At 63.0% G+C, this 22238-nt stretch carries 22 protein-coding genes; 6 read left to right on the forward strand and 16 right to left on the reverse strand.

From position 1 onward, the window contains the following. Window positions 1-64 precede the first annotated feature (64 nt). Window positions 65-1576, forward strand: a complete 1512-nt coding sequence (locus tag ACH9L7_RS03485) for a methyl-accepting chemotaxis protein (RefSeq protein ID WP_396612354.1) — start codon at window positions 65-67, stop codon at window positions 1574-1576. 28 nt (window positions 1577-1604) lie between these two features. Here ACH9L7_RS03485 and ACH9L7_RS03490 read toward each other — a convergent pair whose 3' ends face one another. Next, window positions 1605-2843, reverse strand: coding sequence for a mechanosensitive ion channel family protein (locus ACH9L7_RS03490; RefSeq protein WP_396612355.1), 1239 nt, complete (start codon window positions 2841-2843; stop codon window positions 1605-1607). Window positions 2844-3165: 322 nt separating this feature from the next. Between ACH9L7_RS03490 and ACH9L7_RS03495 the strand changes: the two genes are divergently transcribed. Then, the gene (locus ACH9L7_RS03495) at window positions 3166-3600 is read left to right on the forward strand and encodes an ester cyclase (protein WP_396612356.1); all 435 of its coding nucleotides are present in this window, start codon (window positions 3166-3168) and stop codon (window positions 3598-3600) included. 129 nt (window positions 3601-3729) lie between these two features. On the opposite strand, the gene ACH9L7_RS03500 is transcribed toward ACH9L7_RS03495, so the two are convergent. The 5 genes from ACH9L7_RS03500 to ACH9L7_RS03520 form a co-directional block, all read right to left on the reverse strand. Next, the gene (locus ACH9L7_RS03500; protein ID WP_396612357.1) at window positions 3730-3915 is read right to left on the reverse strand and encodes a hypothetical protein; all 186 of its coding nucleotides are present in this window, start codon (window positions 3913-3915) and stop codon (window positions 3730-3732) included. A 207-nt stretch (window positions 3916-4122) separates the two neighbouring features. Then, window positions 4123-5781: a tRNA uridine(34) 5-carboxymethylaminomethyl modification radical SAM/GNAT enzyme Elp3 gene (locus ACH9L7_RS03505; protein WP_396612358.1), complete on the reverse strand. Its 1659-nt coding sequence runs from the start codon at window positions 5779-5781 to the stop codon at window positions 4123-4125. Window positions 5782-5913: 132 nt separating this feature from the next. After that, on the reverse strand, window positions 5914-8085 hold the full coding sequence (locus tag ACH9L7_RS03510; RefSeq protein WP_396612359.1) for an OB-fold nucleic acid binding domain-containing protein: 2172 nt from the start codon (window positions 8083-8085) through the stop codon (window positions 5914-5916). A gap of 101 nt (window positions 8086-8186) precedes the next feature. Continuing rightward, window positions 8187-8714 (reverse strand): YIP1 family protein, encoded by a 528-nt coding sequence (locus ACH9L7_RS03515; RefSeq protein ID WP_396613321.1) that lies wholly within the window; start codon window positions 8712-8714, stop codon window positions 8187-8189. Between the two features lie 83 nt (window positions 8715-8797). Then, complete coding sequence (locus ACH9L7_RS03520) at window positions 8798-9385, reverse strand: thymidine kinase (protein WP_396612360.1); 588 nt, start codon at window positions 9383-9385, stop codon at window positions 8798-8800. A gap of 33 nt (window positions 9386-9418) precedes the next feature. Between ACH9L7_RS03520 and ACH9L7_RS03525 the strand changes: the two genes are divergently transcribed. Beyond that, entirely contained in the window at window positions 9419-9592 is a 174-nt protein-coding gene (locus ACH9L7_RS03525) for a hypothetical protein (protein WP_396612361.1), read from the forward strand. Here the strand turns inward: ACH9L7_RS03525 and ACH9L7_RS03530 are convergent. Then, window positions 9589-10170: an NADPH-dependent FMN reductase gene (locus ACH9L7_RS03530; RefSeq protein ID WP_396612362.1), complete on the reverse strand. Its 582-nt coding sequence runs from the start codon at window positions 10168-10170 to the stop codon at window positions 9589-9591. The two genes, ACH9L7_RS03525 and ACH9L7_RS03530, sit on opposite strands and share 4 nt — an antisense overlap. Window positions 10171-10268: 98 nt before the next feature. Between ACH9L7_RS03530 and ACH9L7_RS03535 the strand changes: the two genes are divergently transcribed. After that, on the forward strand, window positions 10269-10610 hold the full coding sequence (locus ACH9L7_RS03535; RefSeq protein WP_396612363.1) for a DsrE family protein: 342 nt from the start codon (window positions 10269-10271) through the stop codon (window positions 10608-10610). Window positions 10611-10630: 20 nt separating this feature from the next. On the opposite strand, the gene ACH9L7_RS03540 is transcribed toward ACH9L7_RS03535, so the two are convergent. The 4 genes from ACH9L7_RS03540 to ACH9L7_RS03555 all read right to left on the reverse strand — a co-directional run bounded on the left by ACH9L7_RS03540 (window position 10631) and on the right by ACH9L7_RS03555 (window position 14925). Beyond that, window positions 10631-11125: a hypothetical protein gene (locus tag ACH9L7_RS03540; RefSeq protein ID WP_396612364.1), complete on the reverse strand. Its 495-nt coding sequence runs from the start codon at window positions 11123-11125 to the stop codon at window positions 10631-10633. Window positions 11126-11284: 159 nt separating this feature from the next. Next, complete coding sequence (locus tag ACH9L7_RS03545) at window positions 11285-12751, reverse strand: PAS domain-containing protein (protein WP_396612365.1); 1467 nt, start codon at window positions 12749-12751, stop codon at window positions 11285-11287. 162 nt (window positions 12752-12913) lie between these two features. Next, entirely contained in the window at window positions 12914-13834 is a 921-nt protein-coding gene (locus tag ACH9L7_RS03550) for an A/G-specific adenine glycosylase (protein WP_396612366.1), read from the reverse strand. An 80-nt stretch (window positions 13835-13914) separates the two neighbouring features. Next, a complete protein-coding gene (locus ACH9L7_RS03555; RefSeq protein ID WP_396612367.1) occupies window positions 13915-14925 on the reverse strand; it encodes a hypothetical protein in 1011 nt (336 codons plus the stop codon). A 179-nt stretch (window positions 14926-15104) separates the two neighbouring features. Between ACH9L7_RS03555 and ACH9L7_RS03560 the strand changes: the two genes are divergently transcribed. Continuing rightward, complete coding sequence (locus ACH9L7_RS03560) at window positions 15105-15428, forward strand: hypothetical protein (protein WP_396612368.1); 324 nt, start codon at window positions 15105-15107, stop codon at window positions 15426-15428. A 51-nt stretch (window positions 15429-15479) separates the two neighbouring features. On the opposite strand, the gene ACH9L7_RS03565 is transcribed toward ACH9L7_RS03560, so the two are convergent. Next, a complete protein-coding gene (locus ACH9L7_RS03565; protein ID WP_396612369.1) occupies window positions 15480-15911 on the reverse strand; it encodes a hypothetical protein in 432 nt (143 codons plus the stop codon). Between the two features lie 72 nt (window positions 15912-15983). Further along, window positions 15984-18329 carry a methyl-accepting chemotaxis protein gene (locus tag ACH9L7_RS03570; RefSeq protein ID WP_396612370.1) on the reverse strand — a complete coding sequence of 782 codons (2346 nt, stop codon included), beginning with the start codon at window positions 18327-18329 and terminating at the stop codon, window positions 15984-15986. Window positions 18330-18619: 290 nt separating this feature from the next. Between ACH9L7_RS03570 and ACH9L7_RS03575 the strand changes: the two genes are divergently transcribed. Further along, the gene (locus ACH9L7_RS03575; protein ID WP_396612371.1) at window positions 18620-18883 is read left to right on the forward strand and encodes a BolA family protein; all 264 of its coding nucleotides are present in this window, start codon (window positions 18620-18622) and stop codon (window positions 18881-18883) included. An 84-nt stretch (window positions 18884-18967) separates the two neighbouring features. Here the strand turns inward: ACH9L7_RS03575 and ACH9L7_RS03580 are convergent, their stop codons facing one another. The 3 genes from ACH9L7_RS03580 to ACH9L7_RS03590 all read right to left on the reverse strand — a co-directional run bounded on the left by ACH9L7_RS03580 (window position 18968) and on the right by ACH9L7_RS03590 (window position 22233). Further along, complete coding sequence (locus ACH9L7_RS03580) at window positions 18968-20107, reverse strand: ABC transporter ATP-binding protein (protein ID WP_396612372.1); 1140 nt, start codon at window positions 20105-20107, stop codon at window positions 18968-18970. A gap of 87 nt (window positions 20108-20194) precedes the next feature. Continuing rightward, the gene (locus ACH9L7_RS03585) at window positions 20195-21154 is read right to left on the reverse strand and encodes a carbohydrate ABC transporter permease (RefSeq protein ID WP_396612373.1); all 960 of its coding nucleotides are present in this window, start codon (window positions 21152-21154) and stop codon (window positions 20195-20197) included. After that, entirely contained in the window at window positions 21151-22233 is a 1083-nt protein-coding gene (locus tag ACH9L7_RS03590; protein ID WP_396612374.1) for a carbohydrate ABC transporter permease, read from the reverse strand. The genes ACH9L7_RS03585 and ACH9L7_RS03590 overlap by 4 nt, the downstream gene beginning before the upstream one ends. Window positions 22234-22238: the final 5 nt, after the last annotated feature.

Raw genomic sequence — 22238 nt, forward strand, 5'->3', positions numbered from 1 at the left:
TCACAAAATTACATCTGATAATTAGGCAGCTACATATATACTCACGGTCGGTCGTGTGTCGAACATGCTTAGTGCGCTCTCGTCACTCGTCGTGGGAGCAGTTTCGGGGTCGAAATCACAGGCCAGTGATGGCGGCCCAGATACCACAGCCGAACCGTCACTTCTCGATGCGCTTCCGATGCCGGTGTTCGTCCTCGACGGGGACGGAACCGTCTCCGCGTGGAACCAGACGGCGACCGCCATGTTCCAGATTCCGAGCGAGGACGTTATTGGACTCACGGAACCAGAGGCCGCCGAACTCGTCACGTACGAAGACGACGGCGTGGCCAAGACCCTCGCGGGGAAGGTGTACGAATCCCCGCGGAGTGCCGACGAAGAGTACGACGTCGTGTGTGAGGAGACGCCCGCAGGTCCCGTCTACGTCGATGAGCGGACGTTGACGAACGCCGGCGGAGAAACCGTCCACATCTCGTTCAAGGCGATTCCGGTCTTCGACGGCGAGGGGAACCTCGATGCGGTCGTCGAACTGGTTCAGGACGAGACCGAAGCACTCCAGCGCCAACGGGCGCTTCAGAGCCTCGTCTCCGAGGTGACCGACACGCTCGAAGCACTCGGTGACGGGAACCTGAGTAAGCGAGTCGACTTCGACTTCGACGAGGCGAGACACATCGACGACGAACTGCTGCGCATCCTCGACGAAGTAAACGAGATGGCCGACCGCTTCGAGCGTCTCGTCGGCGACGTTGACGTGCACGCCAGCGAAGTCGCATCCAACGTCTCGACCGCCGAGTCCGCCGCGAAGGAAATCGCAAAGCAGACGGACGAACAGCAGGCCGAACTCGCCTCCGTCCGCGACGAGATGGAGTCGTTCAGCGCGACGATGGAAGAAGTCGCCGCGAGTTCGACGGAAGTCGCACAGGCGTCGTCCCGTGCCCGCGACAATATCGAGTCGTCGCTCGAATCGACCAAGGAGACCCAGGAAGTCACGGACGAGGTGAAACAGCGAAGTAACAACCTCGTCGACACCGTCGCGGACCTCGAAGACGAGATGGCCGAAATCGAGGAGGTCGCGGCCGTCATTTCCGATATCGCCGACCGTACCAACATCCTCGCGCTCAACGCCAACATCGAGGCGGCCCGCGCGGGCGAAGCGGGCGAAGGCTTCGCCGTCGTCGCTGGCGAGGTAAAGTCGCTCGCCGACGAGACGCAGTCGCACACCGAACGCATCGCCGACAGAATCACCGCCATCCAAGAGCGTGCGACGAAGACGGTCGAACTCGTCGAAGAGACCCACGAGGACGTTCTCGAAGCGGACGAAGCGATGTCCGAGACGGTCGACTCGCTCAGCGACGCGACCCATGACGTTTCGGAAGCCACCGACGGAATCACCGAACTCTCGCGGGCCAGCGACGACCAGGCCGACGCCGTCGAAACCGTCACCGCGACGCTCGAAGAAGTGAACCGTGGTGCAGAAGAGATTACCGAGATTTCCGAGGACATCGTCGACCTGACCGACGACCAACGGTCGGCGGCCGACGCCCTCTCACAGAACCTCGACCGATTCGACGCGTCGTAAGTCGGTCAGTCGCGGTCGTCAGTCGCGGTCAGTCGTTCGAGCGAGACGACGCCGACGGCGATTCGACCGGTTCCGACTCCGGCCTCGGAGCCTCGCCCCGAATTTTGAAGCCCGACGCTTCCTCGCGAGCGAGTAGTTCCCGCTGCGGGTACGGTATCTTGATTCCCTCGCGGTCGAACGCCGTCTTAATACTCCTGAGAACTTCGGCTTTCGCGCGCATCCGCCGCGGTGCCGACGGGTTCGTTATCCAGAAGAGAACCTGAAGCCCGATAGACGAGTCGCCGAACGTCGTCGGCATCACCTGCGGTTCCGGCACTGATTCGACGAACTGGAGGTCAGAAAGCGCCTCCTTCGCCACCGTCTCCGCGTGGTCGATGTCCGTCTCGTAGTCGATGCCGACGTTCAGTCTGAGGCGAAGTCGGTTGCGCTTCGTCCGGTTGGTGATTTTCGCGTTCGTCACGCGGTCGTTCGGGAACACCACCGTCTCGCCGTCCGCGTTGCTCAGGCGCGTGTTGATGATGGTGATGTCCGTAACGATGCCCTCGGCGTCGTCGATTTCCACCCAGTCACCAAGTTCGAAGGGACGCGAAAACATGAGGACGAATCCCGCGATGAGCGCGCCGAGCGTCTGGCGGGCGGCCATACCGACCACGATACCGAGGAAGCCAGCACCGGCGAGTAGACCCCCGATTTTGAACTGCCAGACAGTCAGGGACGCCATCCCGACTGCGAGCAGGACGACGACCTGCAATACGCGGAAGACGATGCCCTGCTGGTGTGCGTTGATGTGGTCGACAGAATTGGCGTACGAGTCGAGCTGGGCTTCGAGGACGTTTGTGCCGACGAACGCACCGGCGAGGAGGACGAACGTCGTCACGAGTTTGGCGATGTTCGGGATGGCCATCGCAATGATGGCCGCGGCGGTGACTGCGACCGAATCGTAGCCCCAGAGGAGCAACAGCGCCAGTCCGACACCGACGAAGATGGTGAGTTGCAGCGTCCGAATCAGCACTGTCGCCGGGAACAACCACGCAACGTCGTGGACCGCATCCGGGACTTTCGGGTGCTGGAGCACTCGGTTGTGGAACTCCGTCGACGCCCGCGAGACGAGTCGCGGCGCGAGGTACAGCGACAACCCCAACGCGAGTGTCACCAGTGCCGCGGAGATGCCGATTCGCTCTTCGGTCGAGACGAACTGCGCCAGCGTCGACCGAAGGCTCTCGACCCACGATACTATCCCCGTGCCCGCCCCCAGCGGTTCGGCCATCGTACCGCTTTGTTGGACGAGAAAATGAAAAGCGTGGCGGAGCAGAATCAGTGGTGAGAACGAGTGCCAAATCGGTGGGTAGCGGTTTAAGAGTACGTTACAGGATTTGAAATTTTGTTGAACCCTTCGGTCAGCAATGGCTTGTCACAACGGACGTGAAGCCAAAGCACGTCTCGGTCCTCGGGGGACAGCGGAGCCCAGCACATAGAGACATTTGGTAATGGTTAACATTGTCCATAGCGTTAGGGACATCAGCGTTCCGCTTTCCAGCGACGTTAGTGAGGAGACGTGTTGAGCAGAATGCTACACCTGAGGAGACGTAATGACATCGACACCGACTCGTGAGGTGAACAAACGAACCGTCCGTCGCTTTATGGACGAGGTATCGGGCAAGGGAAACATCGGGCTGATCGATGAGCTAGTCGCCGAGGATATGGTCGATCACACCGAGTTTGGAGAGACGCAAGGCCGTGAGGCACTCAAGCAAACGTTCGAGGGACTTAGTGCCGCGTTTCCCACACATGAAAACACCATCGAAGAGATAGTCGCTGAGGGCGATACCGTCGCCATACGAGTTTCGTCACGACTGACCCACGAGGGTAATTTCATGGGTATCGAAGCAACTGGACAGCAGGTCCAGACCGAAGGAATCGTGTTCTTCCGGCTACGGGACGGAAAAATCGTCGAACGGTGGGTACAGTTCGACACGCTCGGCATGATGCAACAACTCGGCGTCGCCGAACAGCCCGTCGGATAACACGAATCCACACTTTTCCCATCGGCAAATCGGAAGGCTGGCCCATGGGCCGTACTCCCCGAGTCGGACCCTCGGTGGTAGCGGTCGAGAAGGTCCGTGGGAGTGGGTCAGAGGTGTATTCCGCTCACCTCAGTCGGACTGGGCTCCGATATCGTCCTCGTCTGGAATGTGGCCAAGTCGGGCTCTGTCGATGGTGTTGTTCGTGACGTGGACTTCGGATGGGCCGAGGATTGTCTTGACGAAGACATCGCTCAGGTGGCTGTCTGCGATACGAACCCTGCTGTTACGGGTGACGAGGATTTCGTCGCGCCCCATGCCGGCGGAATCGTTCAGGCCGGTGGTGACGTTGCTCGCGGAGACGATATAGCACGTCGAGGAGTTGGTGCTGGCGTTACCGGTGGAAACCTGGAGGAAAAAAACCGCCGCCCCCTACAACCGCTTCGACACGTACGGACCAGTCCCACTTTTTCCGGGACTCGCTTCGCTCGTCCCGCAAAACCTGGAGGAAAAAACCGCCGCCCCCTACAACCGCTTCGACACGTAGGGACCGTCCTGATAGTACCCAAGCTTCTGCTTGTAGTACTGCCGCACCCCGATACCGGAGATGACCGAAATCTTGTCGAAGCCACCGTCGCGGGCGAGTGCTTCGGCGTGGGCGAGCAGTTTGCGGCCGTAGCCCTTGTGCTGCCAGTCGCCCTCGCCGCCGATTCCGACCTCGGACCCGTACACGTGGAGTTCGCGGACCAGCGCCGAGTTCTGGAGTTCGCGCCGAACCGGGTTGCCGGGGAACCGCAGGCGACAAAAGCCGATGAGGAGGTCCTCGACGGGGTCTTCGAACGAGATGAAGTGTTCCATCCCGCCCGCAACCTCGTAGGTCATCACGTCGAGTTCGACGCGCTCTGGGTCCGGGTCGGCCTCGTTCATCCCCACCTCGCGGGCGCGGATGTCTCGGGGGGTGATACCCTTTTCTTCGGCGCGCTGTGCGGCCAGTTGCCGGAGGTTGGACTTCCAGACACCCGCGTCGATGAAGTCCGCGGGGATGTCGCGCTGGACGCGCTGGAGACGGGTGTACTTCGGAATCATGCCCATGACTTCGGAGACGACTTCGGCGGCCTCCTCGTTGTCCAGCGGTTCGTACTCGTCGCGCCGCCACATGTCGTAGGTGATGGTGTCGCGGACGACGAGCGTCGGGTAAATCTTGAGGTAGTCCGGCCGCCAGTCCGAGTTCTCGAACAGTTGGCGGAAGTCCTCGATGCACATCTCCTTCGTCATTCCCGGTTGGCCGGGCATCATGTGGAAGCCGACTTTGAACGCCGAGTCGCGCAGGCGACGGTTGGCGTCGATAGATGCCTGCACGCCGTGGCCGCGGTGCATCTCGCGGTTGATGCGCTCGTAGGTCGTCTGGACGCCGACTTCGACCTTCGTCGCACCCAAATCGAGCATCCGGTCGATTTGCTCGGGGTCACACCAGTCGGGTTTCGTCTCGAACGTCGTCCCGATGTTGCGGATGTCGGCCGTTTCGTTTTCGGCGATAACGTCTTCGACGTACTTGAATTCGACATCCTCCGGGTCGGGCGCGAACGACTGCCCCTCTGCGGGTTGCGGTTCCGTGTCGAGGTCGTAGTCGTTCATCGCTTCGAGCGCGCGCTTGACGAACCACTCCTGATAGTCGTGGCTCCGGGCGGTCATCGTCCCGCCCATCAAGATGAGTTCGACCTTGTCGACCGGGTGGCCGATGTGCCGGAGTTGTTCGAGACGAAGCGTGACCTGTCCATAGGGGTCGTAGTCGTTCTGGACGCCGCGCGCGGCCGCGGGTTCGTGGCCCGTGTACGACTGCGACGAAGAGAACTCGCTGGCCGGGCCGCCGGGACAGTAGAGACACTTCCCGTGCGGGCACATGTGCGGCGAGGTCATGATGGCGACCGGCGAGACGCCCGAGGCGGTTCGGACGGGCTTTCGGCGGACGACCTCTTTGACCTCTTCGCGGCGGTCCTCGGGGGCGTATTGCAGAATCTCGGCGTTCTTCGGCACCTTCGGCGAGGAGTGTTCCGAACAGGCGTCAAGCTTGGCCGATTCGAGGTCGTCGCGGTCGATTTCGCCCGCGAGGATGCGCTCGACGAGCGCCTCGCAGGTCCGGTCGAACGCCTCGGACTCGGTTTCGGTCTCGGCGCTCACGGACACACCTCCCGGGTGGCGACGTGGTGACGGCTCATGGGCGCGAATCGGGTCGTTTCGTGGATAAGCGTGTCGCTCGCGAGTGTCGAAGTCGCGGTCCTCCGTCGAGAACGAACGAGGAGGAGTCTGGATTGACGCTTAGAACTGGTCGGCAGCGGCTTCGAGGACGGCTTCGAGCGCCTCGTCACGCGCGCCGGTCAGGAACTCGATGCGACCTTCGCGGATACCCGCGGCGGCGAGACCGGCGGCGGGTGCCTTCTCGGCGGCCGCCTCGACGACGGCGCGGAGGTCAAGGTGGTTCGTACTGCGGACGTAGAGTTCGTCGGTGCCGAGGACGACCGTCACGAACTTGTCACCCTCGCGGTTGCGACGGTGGAGTTCGTCGACGAGGAGGCTCGTCGGCGGGAAGTCGAACCGGTGGCTGTAGGCGTCGGCGTCGAGGACGGCTGCGGAGATGCTGTCGACCTCACGGGACTCGATGTTCGCCTGCGCCGTCTCGACTTCGTCTTCGAGCTTGATGCGGAACTGCTCGGACACGTGTCCGGCAAGGCCCTCGTCGGCATCGAAGAGCAGGTCGGCGATGAGTTCGCGCTTGTCCTGATACGACTGGTAGTACGCTTCGAGGGCGACTGCTTCGCGGAGTTCGCGCACGCGGTCGGCGTCGAAGCCGTGGTCAGCGGCGAGGTCGAGGTACTGCTGCGGGCAGTTCTCCCAGTAGCTCACCGCGGGGAGGTGCGACACGTCGTCACGAACGTCTTCGTTGACGGCGACAGCGAGCGTCGAGGCCAGTGCGCCGACCGAAAGGTCGTTCGCGTCGGAGCCCTCGCGGGCGGGGTTGACGAGCACGTCCACTTCGCCAGCGACCTTGTCGTCGGCGGGCGCGGCGTCGACGACGACGCGCTCGGCACCGTAGACGCCGAGGAGACCGAGTCCGTCGAGGGATTCGGTCGTCGAACCCGCACCGAGGAGCAGCACGAGTGGGAGCTTTTCGTCGTGGCGGTCGCGGTCTTCGAGCATGCGCGACACGTCGTTCGTCGCGGCGTCCATACCGTAGACGGCCTCTTCGAGTGGACGGCGGGTGAAGTAGTGGTACTCGGCGTCGTCGCGCGGGTGCTCCGAGCGGATGAGGGGGAGCACGGCGCGCTCGACGGCGGCACCGGCGACGTAGCCGTCTGCGGTGGCCGTGTGACGAACGACGATGGGGCGCGATTCGAGGACGGCGCGACGGATGGCTTCGGCGGCGTCGAGAAGCGACTTGCCAACGGCAGCGACCGGTTCGTGAGCCGCGAGCGGTGCGACGGCGTCCGGGCGAGCCTCGTCGGAGAGCGCGTCTGCGAGGCGCTGCTTCACGGTGTCGGCTTCGGTGTCGCCGAAGACGCGGAGGTCTTCGGTCTCGATTTGGAGTTCGCCGCGGCGGCGTTCGACCTCACCGTCGATGCGGACGAAGTCACCGACATCAACTTCGGGGTAGGCGCGGACGCCCGCTTCGACGAAGGCGGCGCAGTCGGCGACGGCCGTCTCGTCGCGGAGTTCGAAGACGGTCGGACCGCCGGTCTGGCGGACGCTGACGATTTCGCCTTCGACGCGAACGTCTTCGCCGACGTGGTTCTCGATGTCGGCGAGGGTGGCGCGCTCGCGTTCTTCTTCGGCTTCTTTGACGGCTTCCGTGACGACTTCTTGGTCGGCAGTCTCGGTAGCCGCCACGTCGCCGACGACGTCCGCCGCGGTGGGCGTCTCGTCCTCGTCGACTGGCGCTTCGTCAACCGGTGCTTCGTCGACTGGCGCTTCGTCGACCGGTGCTTCGTCGACCGCGTCGGTCTGAGCGGACGCATCGTCGGATTCTTCGGGCGCGGACGTGCGTTCAGGCTCTGACGTGCTCTGTGTGGTGCCGACCGGTCGCGTGCGGTTGCCCGACTGGGGTCGCTTCTTGATGGGCTTCGGGCCGCTGTCTTCGCTCTCGCTTTCGACCGGCTGGCCGTCGGCGTCGCCGTCGGGGTCGTGAATGCGAGCGCCGCGGAACTCGGATTCGGTCTCTCGAATCGACCACGCGAGGTCGACGTTACCGTTGTCGCGGACGTTCTTCACTTGGACGAAGACTGCGTCGCCGGGTTCCCATTCGAGGGTTTCGAGGCGGCGGTCGAGTTCGCTACGGTGCAGTAAACCAGTGACATTGGGTGCGAGGTCGACGAAGACACCGAAGTCGGCGTACCCGTCAACGGTGCCTTTGTAGAATCGACCGGGGACGAGCTGGTGGGGGCTATTGCCCCGGAAGTCGAACCAGACGTCCTCCTCGTGCGTAATCCAATCCATTGCGTTGAGCAAACAACCCCTTACTAAAACGATTGTCGAAAAACGCTCGGGACAGATACATACGCGCGTATCCGATTGTTTCGCTGGTATAGTGCCAAAATTTAGGCGATGGGAAGCCCTTCGACGAGCGCCGTAAGCGCCCGAAACCCTCCAAAGGCGTATCCGAAGACCACACCGGAAGGAACGGCAGTTGCGATGAGTGCTTTCGAAATTGACGTTTGATGTACCACACTGATACCAATCGCGAGGAGTGCCGCACCGTAGAGGACGCACACCGCTTGCACCGCTGGAACCGGGACGCCAGCGAACACACAGGGGGCCGCGGCGTAGGCGATAACCTGCACCGTCTCGCTCACCCCGGCGCGTCGGGAGAGAAGCGGGATGAGAAGCGCCGTCTGAATCGCCGCCGTGAGGTGGAGTAAGAGCGGGGCAACGAAGAGCGCGATAACGAGGAGCGCGACGAGCGCCGAGACGGTCGCACCGCCGCCGAGTTCGGGAATCGTCGTCGGGACGAAGACGAACTGAAGCCCCTGATACACGAGGGCGACGGCGATTGCGAAAACGAGACCCGGCGCTTGGTCACCGGGTGCGACGCCGTCCTCGAAGAACTGCCGAGGGCGAGCGACCACGGCGACCCACGCGTTGAGGAGACCGACGACACCTCTGTCACGCCCCTCGGCGGGGACTTCGACCCAAGTAGTCACGCTAGCCTCTAGTTCCGCCGGAGGGTATGACAGTTCCGGCACCGCGCCTCGTAGGACTCCTCGGCACCGACGAGGATGGTCGGGTCATCGGCGTGAGCGGGGTCGCCGTCGATGAGTCGCTGATTGCGCGAGGCGGGTTCGCCGCAGACGCTACAGATTGCCTGCAGTTTATCGACGTACTCCGCGAGCGCCATCAGTTGCGGCAGCGGTTCGAACGGTTCGCCGCGGAACGTCTGGTCAGTCCCCGAGATGAGGACGCGCTTGCCATCGGCGGCCAACTGCTCGCAGACGTCGACTAACTCGGTCGAGAAGAAGTTCGCTTCGTCGATGGCAACCACGTCTTCGCCGTTTAGTTGCTCGTGAATCTCCCAGATACCGTCGCCTTCCGAGGGAACGACGCTCGCCTCCCACGAGCGCCCCACGTGTGACCCGACAGTCGTCTCGCCATATCGGTCGTCGAGTTCGGGTTTGAACACGGCGACTTCCTGTCCGGCAATCTCCGCACGACGGAGTCGTCGGAGCAGCTCCTCCGTCTTCCCCGAGAACATGGACCCGGAGATAACCTCAATCCACCCGCTTTGCGTGATGGCGTGCATACTACGACAGGGAGACGAGGAGGGTCAAAACGATTGTTCATCTGCGCCGACTCTCACCGCGTCGAGAGTTTCACCGACGACGTGGGGACGTCACCTGCCGACGTGGAGACACCACCCGACGACGCGGAGACACCGCCCGACGACGCGGAGACACCGCCCGACGACGCGGAGACACCACCTGCCGACGCGGAGACTCGGAAGCGTTAGTCGTCGTCGCCGCCGACATTCTCGGTACTTTCGAACGTCGCCGGTTCGGGTTCGATGTTCGCGTATTTTACCGCGTCACGGCCGAGTCGCTCGATGCGCTTGCGCAGGTCGTCATCTACGAGTTCGTCACCCTCGAACGCCGAAGAGACGCGCGGAACGGCGGCCTGATGCGGCAGTACCCACGCGTTCAGCGCGCGGCAGACCGACCGCAGGTGTTCGAGCGCCGTGACCGGGAACGACCCGCCAGCAACGGCGAGGACGCCGACGGTCTTCTCGCCGAATTCGTCGAATCCGCAGTAGTCGAGCGCGTTCTTGAGGACGCCAGAATACGACCCGTGGTAGACGGGCGTCCCGAGGAGGACGGCGTCCGCCTCGTCGACGATTCGAATGAGTTCGGCGGAGTCGCCTTGCTCGTCGAAGTCGGCGTTCAGCGGCGGCAGGTCGAACTCGCGGAGGTCGACGAGTTCGGTCGTCGCGCCCGCCGCTTCGGCACCGTCGAGGGCGTACTGAAGGGCAAAGCGGGTGTAACTGTGGTCTCGGAGACTACCGACGATAGCGACCACGTGTGTTTGGACCATACTGGGTGTCAACAGTGGGAGGGTAAAAACGGCGTCGGGATTCGGCGTCTGCGCCACGCGGGCGTAACAGAAAGAATGCTGGCCGCCGAATGAGGCGTATGAACGTCACCTTTCACGTGTCCAGTGGCGATGTCAACGACTGGAAACATGCCCTCTCGAACGCGCGAAACCTCCTCGCCGACGAGACGGTCGAGACCGATGCAGTCACGTTTCTCGCCAACGGCGACGCGGTGTACCTGCTCGTCGAGGGGGCACCCGTCCGCGACAGGGTCGAAGCCCTGCTCGAAGACGGCGTCCGCTGTTGTGCGTGTCGGAACTCACTCCAGAACCGCGACATCGAACCGAGTTCGCTCGTCGATGAGGTGGTCGTGGTTCCCTCCGGTGTGGGCGAACTCGCGAAGCGACAAACGGCAGGCGACGTGTATCTAAAAGTGCCGTGAGAGGGGAGCGATGACGACGGTTACTCGGACGGGCACCGAACATTCGGGTTGAAGCCCGCGAACACGCCGTTCGGGTTCGCTTTCCAGACCCACGCGTGGAGGGTGTAGAACGGAACCTCATTCGGCGGGTGTGCGTCCTGACCGAAGAGTGTGAACGATTCCTGGGCCGCGTATTCGACCGCGACGAGGTGAAGATTTTCCCCTCGTTTTTCGTACACCAGCACCTCGGGGTTTTCGAGGTCCACGCCGGGTTCGAAAAAGAGCTCGAAGTTCGGATAGTGGAACCCCATCGCGCCGTCTCCGGCTGGGTTCGATACACAGTGTTCTTCCGGTACGTACCCGTCGTCAATCGCAGTCTGGACGTCGTGGTACTTACTCGTGGCCCGTCTGACCGCCGCCAGTTGTTTCCGTACCTCTGAGTGTTCGGGGTGCGCAGACCCGAGTCCGGCACCCGCAGCGACTGCGCCGCTCACCCCGAGCGTCCGGAGTAGCGACCGCCTCGTTAACTGTGGCATTGCGCGCTACAGTTGTCTGCAATATCGTATTGTTATGTCACGAATACCCGACATATAGCGGGATAACGCCGGGTTAACAGCACGTTAGCAACGATGAACCTAATATACTCCCGTAAGACGAAACGTCGCGTTTGCAGGGTCGTCTGGGTGTTCGGCGTCTCAGTTAGCCGCGGCGGGAAGTTTGAGTATGACGACGGTCCCGTGCGGGTCGTTGTCTTCGATAGCGACACTCCCACCGAGTCTGACCAAGAGCCAGTTGACCATCCAGAGACCCATCCCGTGCCCGTGCATCAGCGGTTCTTCGACGCCCTGTTTGAGCACGTTCTGTTCTACTTCGGGGATTCCTGTGCCAGTATCCGCCACGCGAATCTCGACACGTCCGTTCTCCAGTTTCGAGACGGAAATTTCGATAGTCGGAGACGACTCCGAATTGTGGAGTATCGCGTTTTCCAGCAGTTCGGTGAGCGCTAATTCGAGCGCCTCCGTGTTGCCGTACACGCCAGCGTCGCGCCCCTCAGACTGGACCGAGACGGTCGGGTGCTGGTCTTCGAACTTCGTGGCAACTCGTTTTGCGAGCGCGGCGGCGTCAACGTAGTGCGTCTTCTGCCCGCGTTCGAGGATGCGACTCAGTCGGCGCGCCTGTTCTGCCAACTCGACCAACTGTTCGGCGTTTCGCCGAATCTTCTCGATTCTGGACTGGGTGGTCGCTATCGAGAAATCGGCCGTCTCCAGATGGGCTTCGTCGATGCATTCGAGCGCGTCGATGTCCGCAGAGAGTAAGTCCGCGTTCCCCATCACGACGCCGAGCGAGTTTCGGATGTTGTGTCTGAGGACGCGATTCAGCACCATGAGACGCTGGTCTCGAATCTTCTGCTCTGTGATGTCTCGAACCACGCCGCGGAGGGTTTCGGTCTCTCCCCGGCGGGTTCGTTCCCCTCGACTGTTGACCCACCGTTCGCGTCCCTCCGCAGTAATCAGGCGGAGTTCGACGTTGTACGGGTCTCCGTACTCGCGACACGCACGGACTGCGTCTTCGATAATATGTCTATCTTCGGGGTGGTAGAACTCGACTGCGTCCTCCAGCGTCGGTTCGTAGTCCGGCGGAACCTCGTGTATTCGCTTCGTCCCGTCGGTCCACAGGAGTTCGTTCGTCTCGAGGTTCAACTCCCACCCACCGATGTCGGAGACAGCCTCCGTCTCTTCGATGTGCCTGCCGAGACGAGTGACCTCCCGTTCGTGCTGGATTCGTTCGCTCGTGTCCTTTCCGACGCCCACCAATCGGAGGGGTTCTCCCGACTCGTCGTATTCGACGACGCCCTTGGCGGTAATCCATCGGTTTTCGTCGCCCGCGAGTCGAAATTTCGTGAGGTAGGTGCCCGTCTCTTCGAGTGCGACCTCCAACGCCTTGGTGACCGCTTGTTGGTCCGCTGGGTGGACCTGACTCAGAAACTCGGAGACGGTCGTGATTTCGTCGAAGATGGTCTGCGACGGCGGGTACAACACGACTGCGCCCGACTCGACATCCCACACCCAGATGACTGTATCAGTAATCTGCAGGGCGTACTCCACGATTGAGAGGTCATCAGTTCCGAGATTGTCTAGTAGCCCATCCCCAAAACCAGTCATATTACCTAGCTATCAGTACAAGATATTCAATCTGAGCATCATGTATGCTGGGTGTCTAGATGGGTGTCGGCTTCCTCCCACGAGTGAACTCGTTGGCTTCCTCCTTGTGTCTCTGTGACCCCAAGAGGTCCCATCACGTGACTCAAAAGTGAACTCCCGTCGCTACTGGAGTGCGACGACGAGTTCGTCGTCCCGTTCGTCGATATCGACGAGGCCATCGTCGGCGAGGTCGGAGAGCAATCCCCGAAGCCACTCCCGTCCGTATTCGCCGTCGGGTGCGTAATCGACCCGGACGCGCGGCCCGAGTGAATCGAGCGTCAGTTCGTCGTAGGTGCTGAGGGTTCGAACGACTCGCCCGCGGAACTGTCGCCTGCTCCCCTCGAAACTCGGTTGCGTCGGGACGTCGGGCGCGGTGAAATCGCCCGTCTCGTAGGCGTGGCAGAACTGCCGCCACGGACACCCTGATTCGTCGCACGTCGGCGTCTTTCCACAGGCAACGCCGCCCAATTCCATGATGGCGTTGTTCCACACGCGCGATTGCCCATCCGGCATCAGTTCCGACGCAGCATCTTCGAACACCGAGTCGTCGTCAGGAACCGCAAATGCGCGGTGGAGGACGCGCTTGACGTTGGTATCGACGACAGCGTCGCCGTTGTTGAACGCGAACGAGGCGACCGCATTGGCGGTGTACGGCCCGACGCCCATGAGTTCCGAGAGTTCGTCGGGCGACTGGGGGAATGAACCGCCGTAGTCTTCGACGACCTGTCTCGCCGCCTCGTGGAGGTACTTCGCGCGGTTGTTGTAGCCGAGGCTATGGCTCGTCCAGAAGGCGACCACGTCGGCGCGGTCGGCCGACGCGAGGTCCTGCACCGTCGGCCACTCGTCGAGGAACGCGTGCCACGCATCGACGACGCGCCCGAGTTGGGTCTGCTGGCTCATCACCTCCGAGACGAGAATCTCGTAGGCGTCGTCGGTCTGCCGCCACGGGAAGTCGCGGTGGTCGTCTTCGTACCACTCGACCAGCGCCGTGCGGACCGCCTCTCGGTCGAGGTCCGGGGGGAGACCAGACTCCTCGTCGCTCATCGCCCCGGCTTAGAACGGGGTGCGTTTAGCCGTGGCGATGCCGGGTGGGCGAGACGAACCACACCGGTCGAACGCGACGCTCACTCCGCAAAGACGAGTGGGCAGTTGACCATCGCTGCACCGGACGCGAGTTGCTCCGCGTCGGTTGCCGAGTCGAGGTCCGAGACGCCGTCGAAGTCGGCGTTGTCGTAGATGTTCACGAGCCAAAGCGGGGAGTAGCCATCGTCGCCGGGCACTGTCGCCACGACGTTGTGGGTCTGGTCGCTTCCCTCCTCGGTCATGAATCCCGACGGCGGACCGCCGCCGTCTTCGCCGGGGTTCACGTTGAACGCGACGTAAATCGGCGAGAGGGGCACGCTGTCGCCACGTACCGTGAGTGGGGCTTCGGTGAACTGGAAGTAGGACACGACCTTATCCTTGTACCAGCCCTCGACGAGCCCCGCATCGCCGTCGCCGTAGCGCATGGACGCCGTGGAGCCATCAGGGACGACCGGACAGTTCACCAGCATGTCAGTCGCCTCCATCTCGTATCCGGCGTCGCCGATGTCCGCCAGACTGGTCACGCTGTTGGCCACGTAGTCTTCGGGTACCGTCACCTTGTGGACCTGCCAGAAGTCGTTGTAGCCCTCGTCGCCGGGAATCGCGTCGATGACGTTGAGTTGTCCGGAGACGGGCGTGTCCTCGCCCTCCCGGAAGAGCACGTAGATGGGTGCCGGTGTGGTTGACTGGACGTCGAAGTTGTAGTAGCGGACGACCGACCCATCGGGACCGAGGCCCTGCGTAATGAAGGGTACCTGGTCGAAATCGACCGCCTCGTCAGGACCGGGGAGGCCGTTTTCGTCGGTTCGGACCATCAACGTCCCGGCAGCCTCGCTGAAGCGGTCTATCGTCGCCCGCGGTGCCGACGCCGGGTCAGTCGCCATGGCGTCTGGACCCATCCCTGCCGTGGTCTTCGTCGTCGGTTCGGTCGTCGTTTCGTCGTCCATCGAGTCGCCGTCGCCGCCCGTGGTTCCGGTACACCCTGCGAGAAGGGTCGTTCCGGCCACGCCTGCTGCGACGAGGAATCGTCGCCGTGTACTGTGGGTTGACATCGTCGGCTGAAAGGAGCCGTCGTCCGGGGATATTACTTTTTTAACATCTGACCACACTCCGGATTAATTCACGACATATTCTCTTTCGACTCTCTACCAAATTCGTCCTCGACCAGCGTGTCGCGTCACCGTCACCTCGGTCGAAAGTCGTATGCCCGTGACTACCCCATGCTCGGGCGATGACCCTCGACGAACTCTCCGACGACGTGCAAGCGGCGTACAGCGACCTCGGTAGCGACCTCGACGTGTCGCTGGACCGCGAGACGCGACACGAACTCGCCATGCTCGCCGCGCTGTTCGAACCCGAGGACACAGACGAACTCGTCCGGCGAGCGATTCACGTCCTCTTTCAGTCGTCGCTCGACCGCGGGCAACTGGATTTCCACCTCCGACAGGGCTACGACGTGACCTACGACGAGTACCTCTCGGGGATGACCTACGAGGAGATGACCGGCCAGTCGCAGGCCCCGCCGCGGGACGACGTGCGCCGCTACCAGATGTGACTCCGTGGGCGTCGCCCGCGAGACGTCCGACTGACGACGAGTGCCCGCACCTTATCGCGCTTCGAGTTCGACCGACACGCCGTCTCTCCTGACATAGCGTTTCGTCCCGCCGGGGACGATGTCGAAGGTCCGCAGACGAATCACCAGTCGTTCGTCGCCGACCGTCGCCCGCAACACGACGCCCTCGCCAGTCACGACCACGTACGGCGGGGCGGCGACCGGCGGTGCTGGCATCGGTCGTCCCGTCGCTGTCACCGCGTCCGCGAGAGCGCGCGGGAGCCTCGACAGTGCGCCCGACCCGTCGAGCGCCCGCGCAAACGGCGGTACGACGCTGTCGCGGTCCGTCACCGAGTCCCCGTCCCACTCGGTGGCGACCGCGTCCGCGCACTGCCCGACGACGGTGATGAGTCGGTCGTGTTCCTCCGCTAGCACGCGCTCGGCGTCGTGGAGTGCCACCGAGAGCGGTGTCGTCCCGTTCGTCACGGGTCGTGCTGAGTCGGCATACAATAAAAACCTCCGTACGGAGGAACGGAAACGAGAATTGAAGACGGAGGGTCAGTCGTCCGCCGCCGCCGGTGCATCGACCGGAGCGTCGGACTCAGAGTCTTCGGTGGCTTCGGACTCGGAGTCTTCGGCGACTTCGGACTCAGAGTCTCCGGGTTCTTCAGTCAAGTCAGTGTCTGCGGGTTCTGTGGCCGCCTGCGCTGCATCCTCGCCTGTCTGTGCTATCTCCTCGCCTGTCGCGCTCACGTCGAACTGGGCGAGCGCGTCGTCGAGGTCGGCCGCGCTCTCGACGAGGTCGGTCGCAACTCCCGCGACCTCCTGCAAGCGGGCGGCCTGTTCTTCGACGGCCGCAGAGACGCTTTCGGCCTCGCTTGTGGTTTCTTCGCCGATACTGGCGACTTCGTCGGCCATCGCGAGCACCTCCTGTGCGGACTCCGCCTGCTCGTCCGTCGCGTGGTCGATTTCGGCGACACTGTGGTGTGTCTCTTCGACGCGGTCGACCACGCCGTCGAGCGACGAAATCGCCGCTTCGACCGCTTCGGACTCGTCGGTCACGCGCTCGCGCATCTCGTCGATGCGCTCGACGACGACGGCCCGTTGCGCTTGGAGGTCGGAGACGAGTTCTGCAATCGTCGCGGCGTACTCTTGGCTCTCCTCGGCGAGTTGCTTGACCTCCTCGGAGACGACGGCGAAGCCTTCGCCCGCTTCGCCTGCTCGTGCCGCCTCGATGGAGGCGTTGAGCGCGAGGATGTTCGTCTGCTCGGCGATGCCGGAGATAACGTCGGAGATAGACTCGATTTCCGTGAGGCGCTCGTCGAGGGCCTCTATCTCCTCGACCGTCTTGGCTGTCTCGTCGCGGATATCGTCCATGCCGTCGAGCGCGGTGGAAGCGGCGTCGATACCGCTCTCGGTTCGGTCTGCGGTTTCTGCCGAGAGCGCCGCGAGGTCGCCCGCCGAGGCCGCGACCTGTTCGACCGACGCGGAGAGTTCGTCCATCTCGCCGGAGAGGGCGACGAGATTGTCGGTCTGTTCTTCGGCCCCGCCGGAGATTTGTTCGACCGACCGGGCAACCTGGTCGGCGGCGTCTCGAACCTCGGCGGTCGCCTGCGCCACCTCGTCGCTACGGGCAGACACCTCGACACCGAACTCGGCGACCGACTCGACGGTCGATTCGACCGCGTCCATCATCTCGTTGTACGACTCGGCGACGACGCGCATATCCTGACTGGTCGAATCGGTCGGGAGGCGAACCGAGAGGTCGCCGTCCGCGGCGCGGCCGATTCGCTCGCCGTAGGCCTCGGCGTCCGAGCGTTGCTCGGCGAGGTCGGTCCGGAGTTGGTCGAGACCGTCGACAACGTCCCCGAGTTCGTCGGTTCGCCACGTCGGGAGGTCAACGTCGAGGTCGCCGTTCCGCAGGCGCTCGACCCGCCCCGAGAGGCGTTCGAGCGGCTTGGCGGTGTTGGCGTTGATTAGTGCGCCCAACGCGGCGAGCATGACGACCGTAACGAGGACGAGCGCCGCGACAAGGAGTCCGACGGTCTGACCGAGAGAGTACGCGCTGGCCGTCGGGACGTGGACGAGGACGGCCATGTGGTCGCCTGCGGGGGCGTAGGCGACGAGGTGCTCTTCGTCGACGACGCTGTTTGCCGCGACGGTCTTCACGCCGCGTTCGCCTTCGAAGGCCGCCGCAAGAATCTCGAATCCGGAGGCCGGGTACTCGTCACCGGCGAGCGAACCGGTTCCGGCCTCGACGGCCCCGTTTGTCGAGACGAGCGACGTGAAACTCCCCGCAGCGGGGGTCTCGAAGGACTTGGTGAGACCCGTGACATCGGCTTCGACGACGATTGCGCGGTCCGCGAGTCCCGGCACGGCGCTCACGAACGAGACGAGTTGCGTGCCGGGACGTTCGTACACCTCGGTCGTCGCGGTTGGGTCGTGGTCCCCGACGGTCAGCGACCCAGTGACGAAGTCCACGTCGTTCGGAATCGCGCTGCCGCCGCGGCGGACCTCAGACGAACTGGCGACAACCGTGTTCGTCTCGGTGTCGACGAAGTGAATCGCGTGTACGTCGTCGGGGAGTTTTTCGCGCTCTTCGACGAAGAACTGCGATATCTCCGCCGGGTCGCCGGTCCAGAGGATTTCGTACTGCGAGAGCATCCGCGCCGACTGCGCGCGCTCGCGGAACCAACTCTCGGTTTGTTCGGCCTGCTGGCCGGCCGTCGCCTCCAGTTCAGCCTGTCTACTTTCGGTCAGTTCCTCGGAAACAGCGAGATATGTTCCCCCGCCCGCGACGGCGACGACGAGCACCGTCACCGCGAACCCGAGGGCGAGTTTCCGCAGAAAACTGTCCCGGACTGTCGAGGGCAACAGTCGGTCCAATTGACGTGAGAGTCGCATGATAAGATGCAACCGGGTCGCCGCGATAAGTGTCCGGACGTGATTATTAAAAACGAAAATAGCACACTATATCGGTCAATAGGACGTCTCGGAACACGTACTCTCTTTTCTCATATTGAGAATGACTAAACAAACATGGTGTGGTCCGTTCACGGTGCTGTGACCACTCAGCGGGGTTCCCACGAGCGAAGCGAGTGGGAAGTCGTCGGGGGAGTGAGCGAAGCGAACGGACCCGACGGGATGTCGTCGTTCCCGGACGCTTTTTGCCATCGCCCGCCCCGAATACGCGTATGGATATCGCAGACATCGAGGAACTCATCGAGTCGAACATCGAAGACGCCGACGCGACCGTCTCGCGCCCGCGGAGTTACGACGAGAACCACGAGGACGACCACTACGCCGCCGTCGTCGTCTCCCCGGCCTTCGAGGGGAAGTCGCTGGTCCAGCAGCACCAACTCGTCTACGACGCGCTCGGCGACCACATGACGACGGACATCCACGCCATGGAACTGAAGACCTACACGCCGGAGGAGTACGAGGCGCTAGAAGAGTAGACGAGGCGCTAGAAGAGTAGACGAGGCGCTGGCGCAGTAGACGAGTAGAAAAATACGAAGACGCGGAGGCGAATTCGACCTGTCTTAGACCTGCGGTTCAGGTTCTGCTAACTCGGCAGCCTCGAGCGACCGGTTTTGCAGCGCGTCGCCGCTCGTCGTGTCGAACAGGTGGACAGCATCTTCGGGGATGCGGGCGTAGACCGTCTCACCCGCTTCGACGCGACGCATCCCACCGACGGTGGCGACGAACCGTACGTGGTCGCCGAAGTCGAGGTAGACGGCGTTTTCGTTGCCCATCGGTTCGACGACGTCCACGGTCGTCTCGTAGGTGTGGTCGGCGCTGCCGTCGGCGACGAGTTCTACGTCCTCGGGGCGAATCCCGAGCGTCACCCGGTTGGACCCCGACACAGACGCCTGCGACTCGGCCGAAAGCGAGTAGGTAAACGAGTCGCCGACGAGGGCGTCGCCTTCGACATCCATCTCGAAGAAGTTCATCGACGGTTCGCCGATGAATCCCGCGACGAAACGGTTCGCCGGGCGGTGGTAGGCTTCCAGCGGCGTGGCGACCTGCTGGAGTTCGCCGTCGTTGAGGATGGCGATGCGGTCGCCCATCGTCATCGCCTCCGTCTGGTCGTGAGTGACGTAGACGGTGGTGACGCCGAGGTCCTCTTGGAGGCGCTGGAGTTCCGTCCGCATCTGCGAGCGGAGTTTCGCGTCGAGGTTCGACAGCGGTTCGTCCATCAGGAACACTTCTGGGTCACGGACGATGGCGCGGCCGAGGGCGACACGCTGTTGCTGGCCGCCGGAGAGTTCGCCGGGTTTTCGGCCGAGCAGGTCGTCGATGCCGAGCATCTCGGCAGTCTCTTCGACGAGTGAGTCGATTTCCCCGTCGGCCATGTCGGTCGATTCTTCGAGGCCGAAGCGCATGTTGCCCCGGACCGTCATGTGCGGGTAGAGCGCGTACGACTGGAACACCATCGCGATGTTCCGGTCGCGGGGCGGTTTGTTGTCCATCCGGTCGTCGCCGAGGCGAATCTGTCCCTCGGAGACAGTCTCTAATCCGGCAATCATCCGGAGCGTGGTCGATTTACCACACCCCGATGGACCGACGAGGACAAGGAATTCGCCGTCGTCGATGGTCATCGAGGCGTCGTCGACGGCGACGACCTTCGAGCCGTCGTCGTCGAAGAACTTCGATACGTGGTCGAGTGTGAGTTCAGCCATGGGTCTGTGTGGGTGTCGTTATGGTCGTCTGTGGTTCTGCGTAGGCGGTTGTCTGCGGTTCGACGCCGACGGGGACGTGAGGGACGCTCATGTGCCGCCAGCGACCCCCTCTGCGAATTTGTCACCGAACAGGATGTAGACGAGCAACGTCGGCAGGGCGGCGACGAAGGCACCAGCCATCTGCGTGTTGAACGTCTGGATGATGCCACCGGTCAGTTCGTTGAGCGCGATGGTCGCCACCGCCGCGGGGCCGGACCCCGAGGGGATGATGACCAGCGCGAACAGCAGGTCGTTCCAAACCTGCGTGAACTGGTAGATAAGCGTCACCGCGAACATCGGTGTCGACAGTGGGAGTACGATACGACGGTAGACAGTAAAGGCGCTTGCACCATCGAGGCGCGCCGCCTCCAGCATCTCCGTCGAGAGCTTCTTGTAGTAACTTCGGAACAGGAGCATCGTCATTGGAATCCCGTACGCCGTGTGGGTGATAATGAGGTTCACGATGCTCGCGTAGTGCGGGTGCGTCGCGAGTTCGACGGTCCCGAGAACGGGCACCTGTGCCGAGAACACCGTGATGTCGAGGAGGGGTGCGAACAACTCCTGCGTGTTCACGATGGCCCACAGCCGTGATAGCGGAATCAACACGGCCTGGTACGGGATGAAGATACCCGCGATGAACAGCATGACGACGCCGAGTTGGCCTCGCCACTCGAAGTTCGTGAGGCCGTAGGCCGCGAAACTCCCGAGCAGGGCCGACAGAATCGTCGCCGGTACGGCCAGCATGATGCTGTTGAGGATGGCCGACGAGAGCGTGTCGATGGCGACGCCGAAGGGTTCGAGGGTGAAACCGTCGCCAGTCGGCGGCACGAACGGTGCCGACGTGGCGAACTCGGCTTCGGTCTTCAGCGCGGTCATCAGCCCCGATTCGAGGGGCGAGAGGTAGAACGCCACGAGGCCGACGAGCGTCGCGTAGAGGACGACGTGGACCGGGTCGATGGTCTCGAAATCGACACCGAACCGGTCTGCGAGGTCGTCGCGGACGCTCATAGTTCACCCCGCCGGTATTCGCCGTACAGGTAGGGCGCGACCACGGTCAACGCCACGATGAACAGCACGACGGCGATTGCAGAGCCGTAGGCCCACTCGTTGGCCGCGAACGCCTGTCGGTACATCATGGTCGAGAGGATGTCCGCAGTCGGGCCGGGGTTGTTCCCGAACATCACGTACAGGAAGTCGAACGCCTTGAGCGCGAACACCATCAAGACGACGGCAGCGCTCACCGTCGACGCACGGAGTTGCGGGAGAATGACCCGGCGGTACATCCGCACCGTCGATGCGCCGTCGACCCGTGCGGCTTCGTACTGGTCGTTGGGAATCGCGCGGAGGCCAGCGAGGTACACGACCATCGCGTAGCCGCTGAACTGCCAGAGCAGCGCGAAGATGACGGCGAAGAGTTTGAACTGCAGCGTCTCTGGGACGAGTGGAATCGCACCGAGCACGCCCAAATCGACGCCGCCTGCGAGCCACTTCGACGCGAGGAAGTCGAGACCCATTCCCCGCAGGACGACGTTGATGACGCCCGAATCGAAGTTGTACATCCACCGCCAGAACACCGCCGTCACGACGAACGACAGGCTGAACGGCAGCAGGTAGATGGTTCGGAACCAGTTCTCGAAGCGGATGCCTCGGTCGATGAGAATGGCGAGTCCGAGGCCGCCAGCCAGCGAGAGGGCCGTAAAGGAGGCGAGGAGCACGAAGGTGTTCCGCGTCGCAAGCCAGAACTGGCCGTCCGAGAGGGCGCGACGGTACATCTCCAGGTCGAACGCCGCGGGGTCGTACACCGGCAGTTGCAGCCCCGCAAAGTCGGTAAAGGAGATGATGACGTTCCAGCCGATAGCGCCGTAGACGAAAAAGCCCATCAACAGGAACGGCGGGAGCCAAAACGGTGCAGAGCGAACCGCCTCGCTCTCACGAAGCGACGACAGCGCCGACCCGGGGTCGGTTCTGTCAGTTGTGGCCGTCCCTCCATCGGTCCGGAGCGCTGCGGGACCGTCGGCACGGGCCTCCGTCCCGCTCTCCCCGGTGCCGTCGCGGCCTAGGAGTCGCTTGAGGGTGTTGAGTAACATGATGA

Origin of the sequence: Haloferax sp. S1W (assembly GCF_044593955.1) — an archaeon.
Classification (GTDB): domain Archaea; phylum Halobacteriota; class Halobacteria; order Halobacteriales; family Haloferacaceae; genus Haloferax.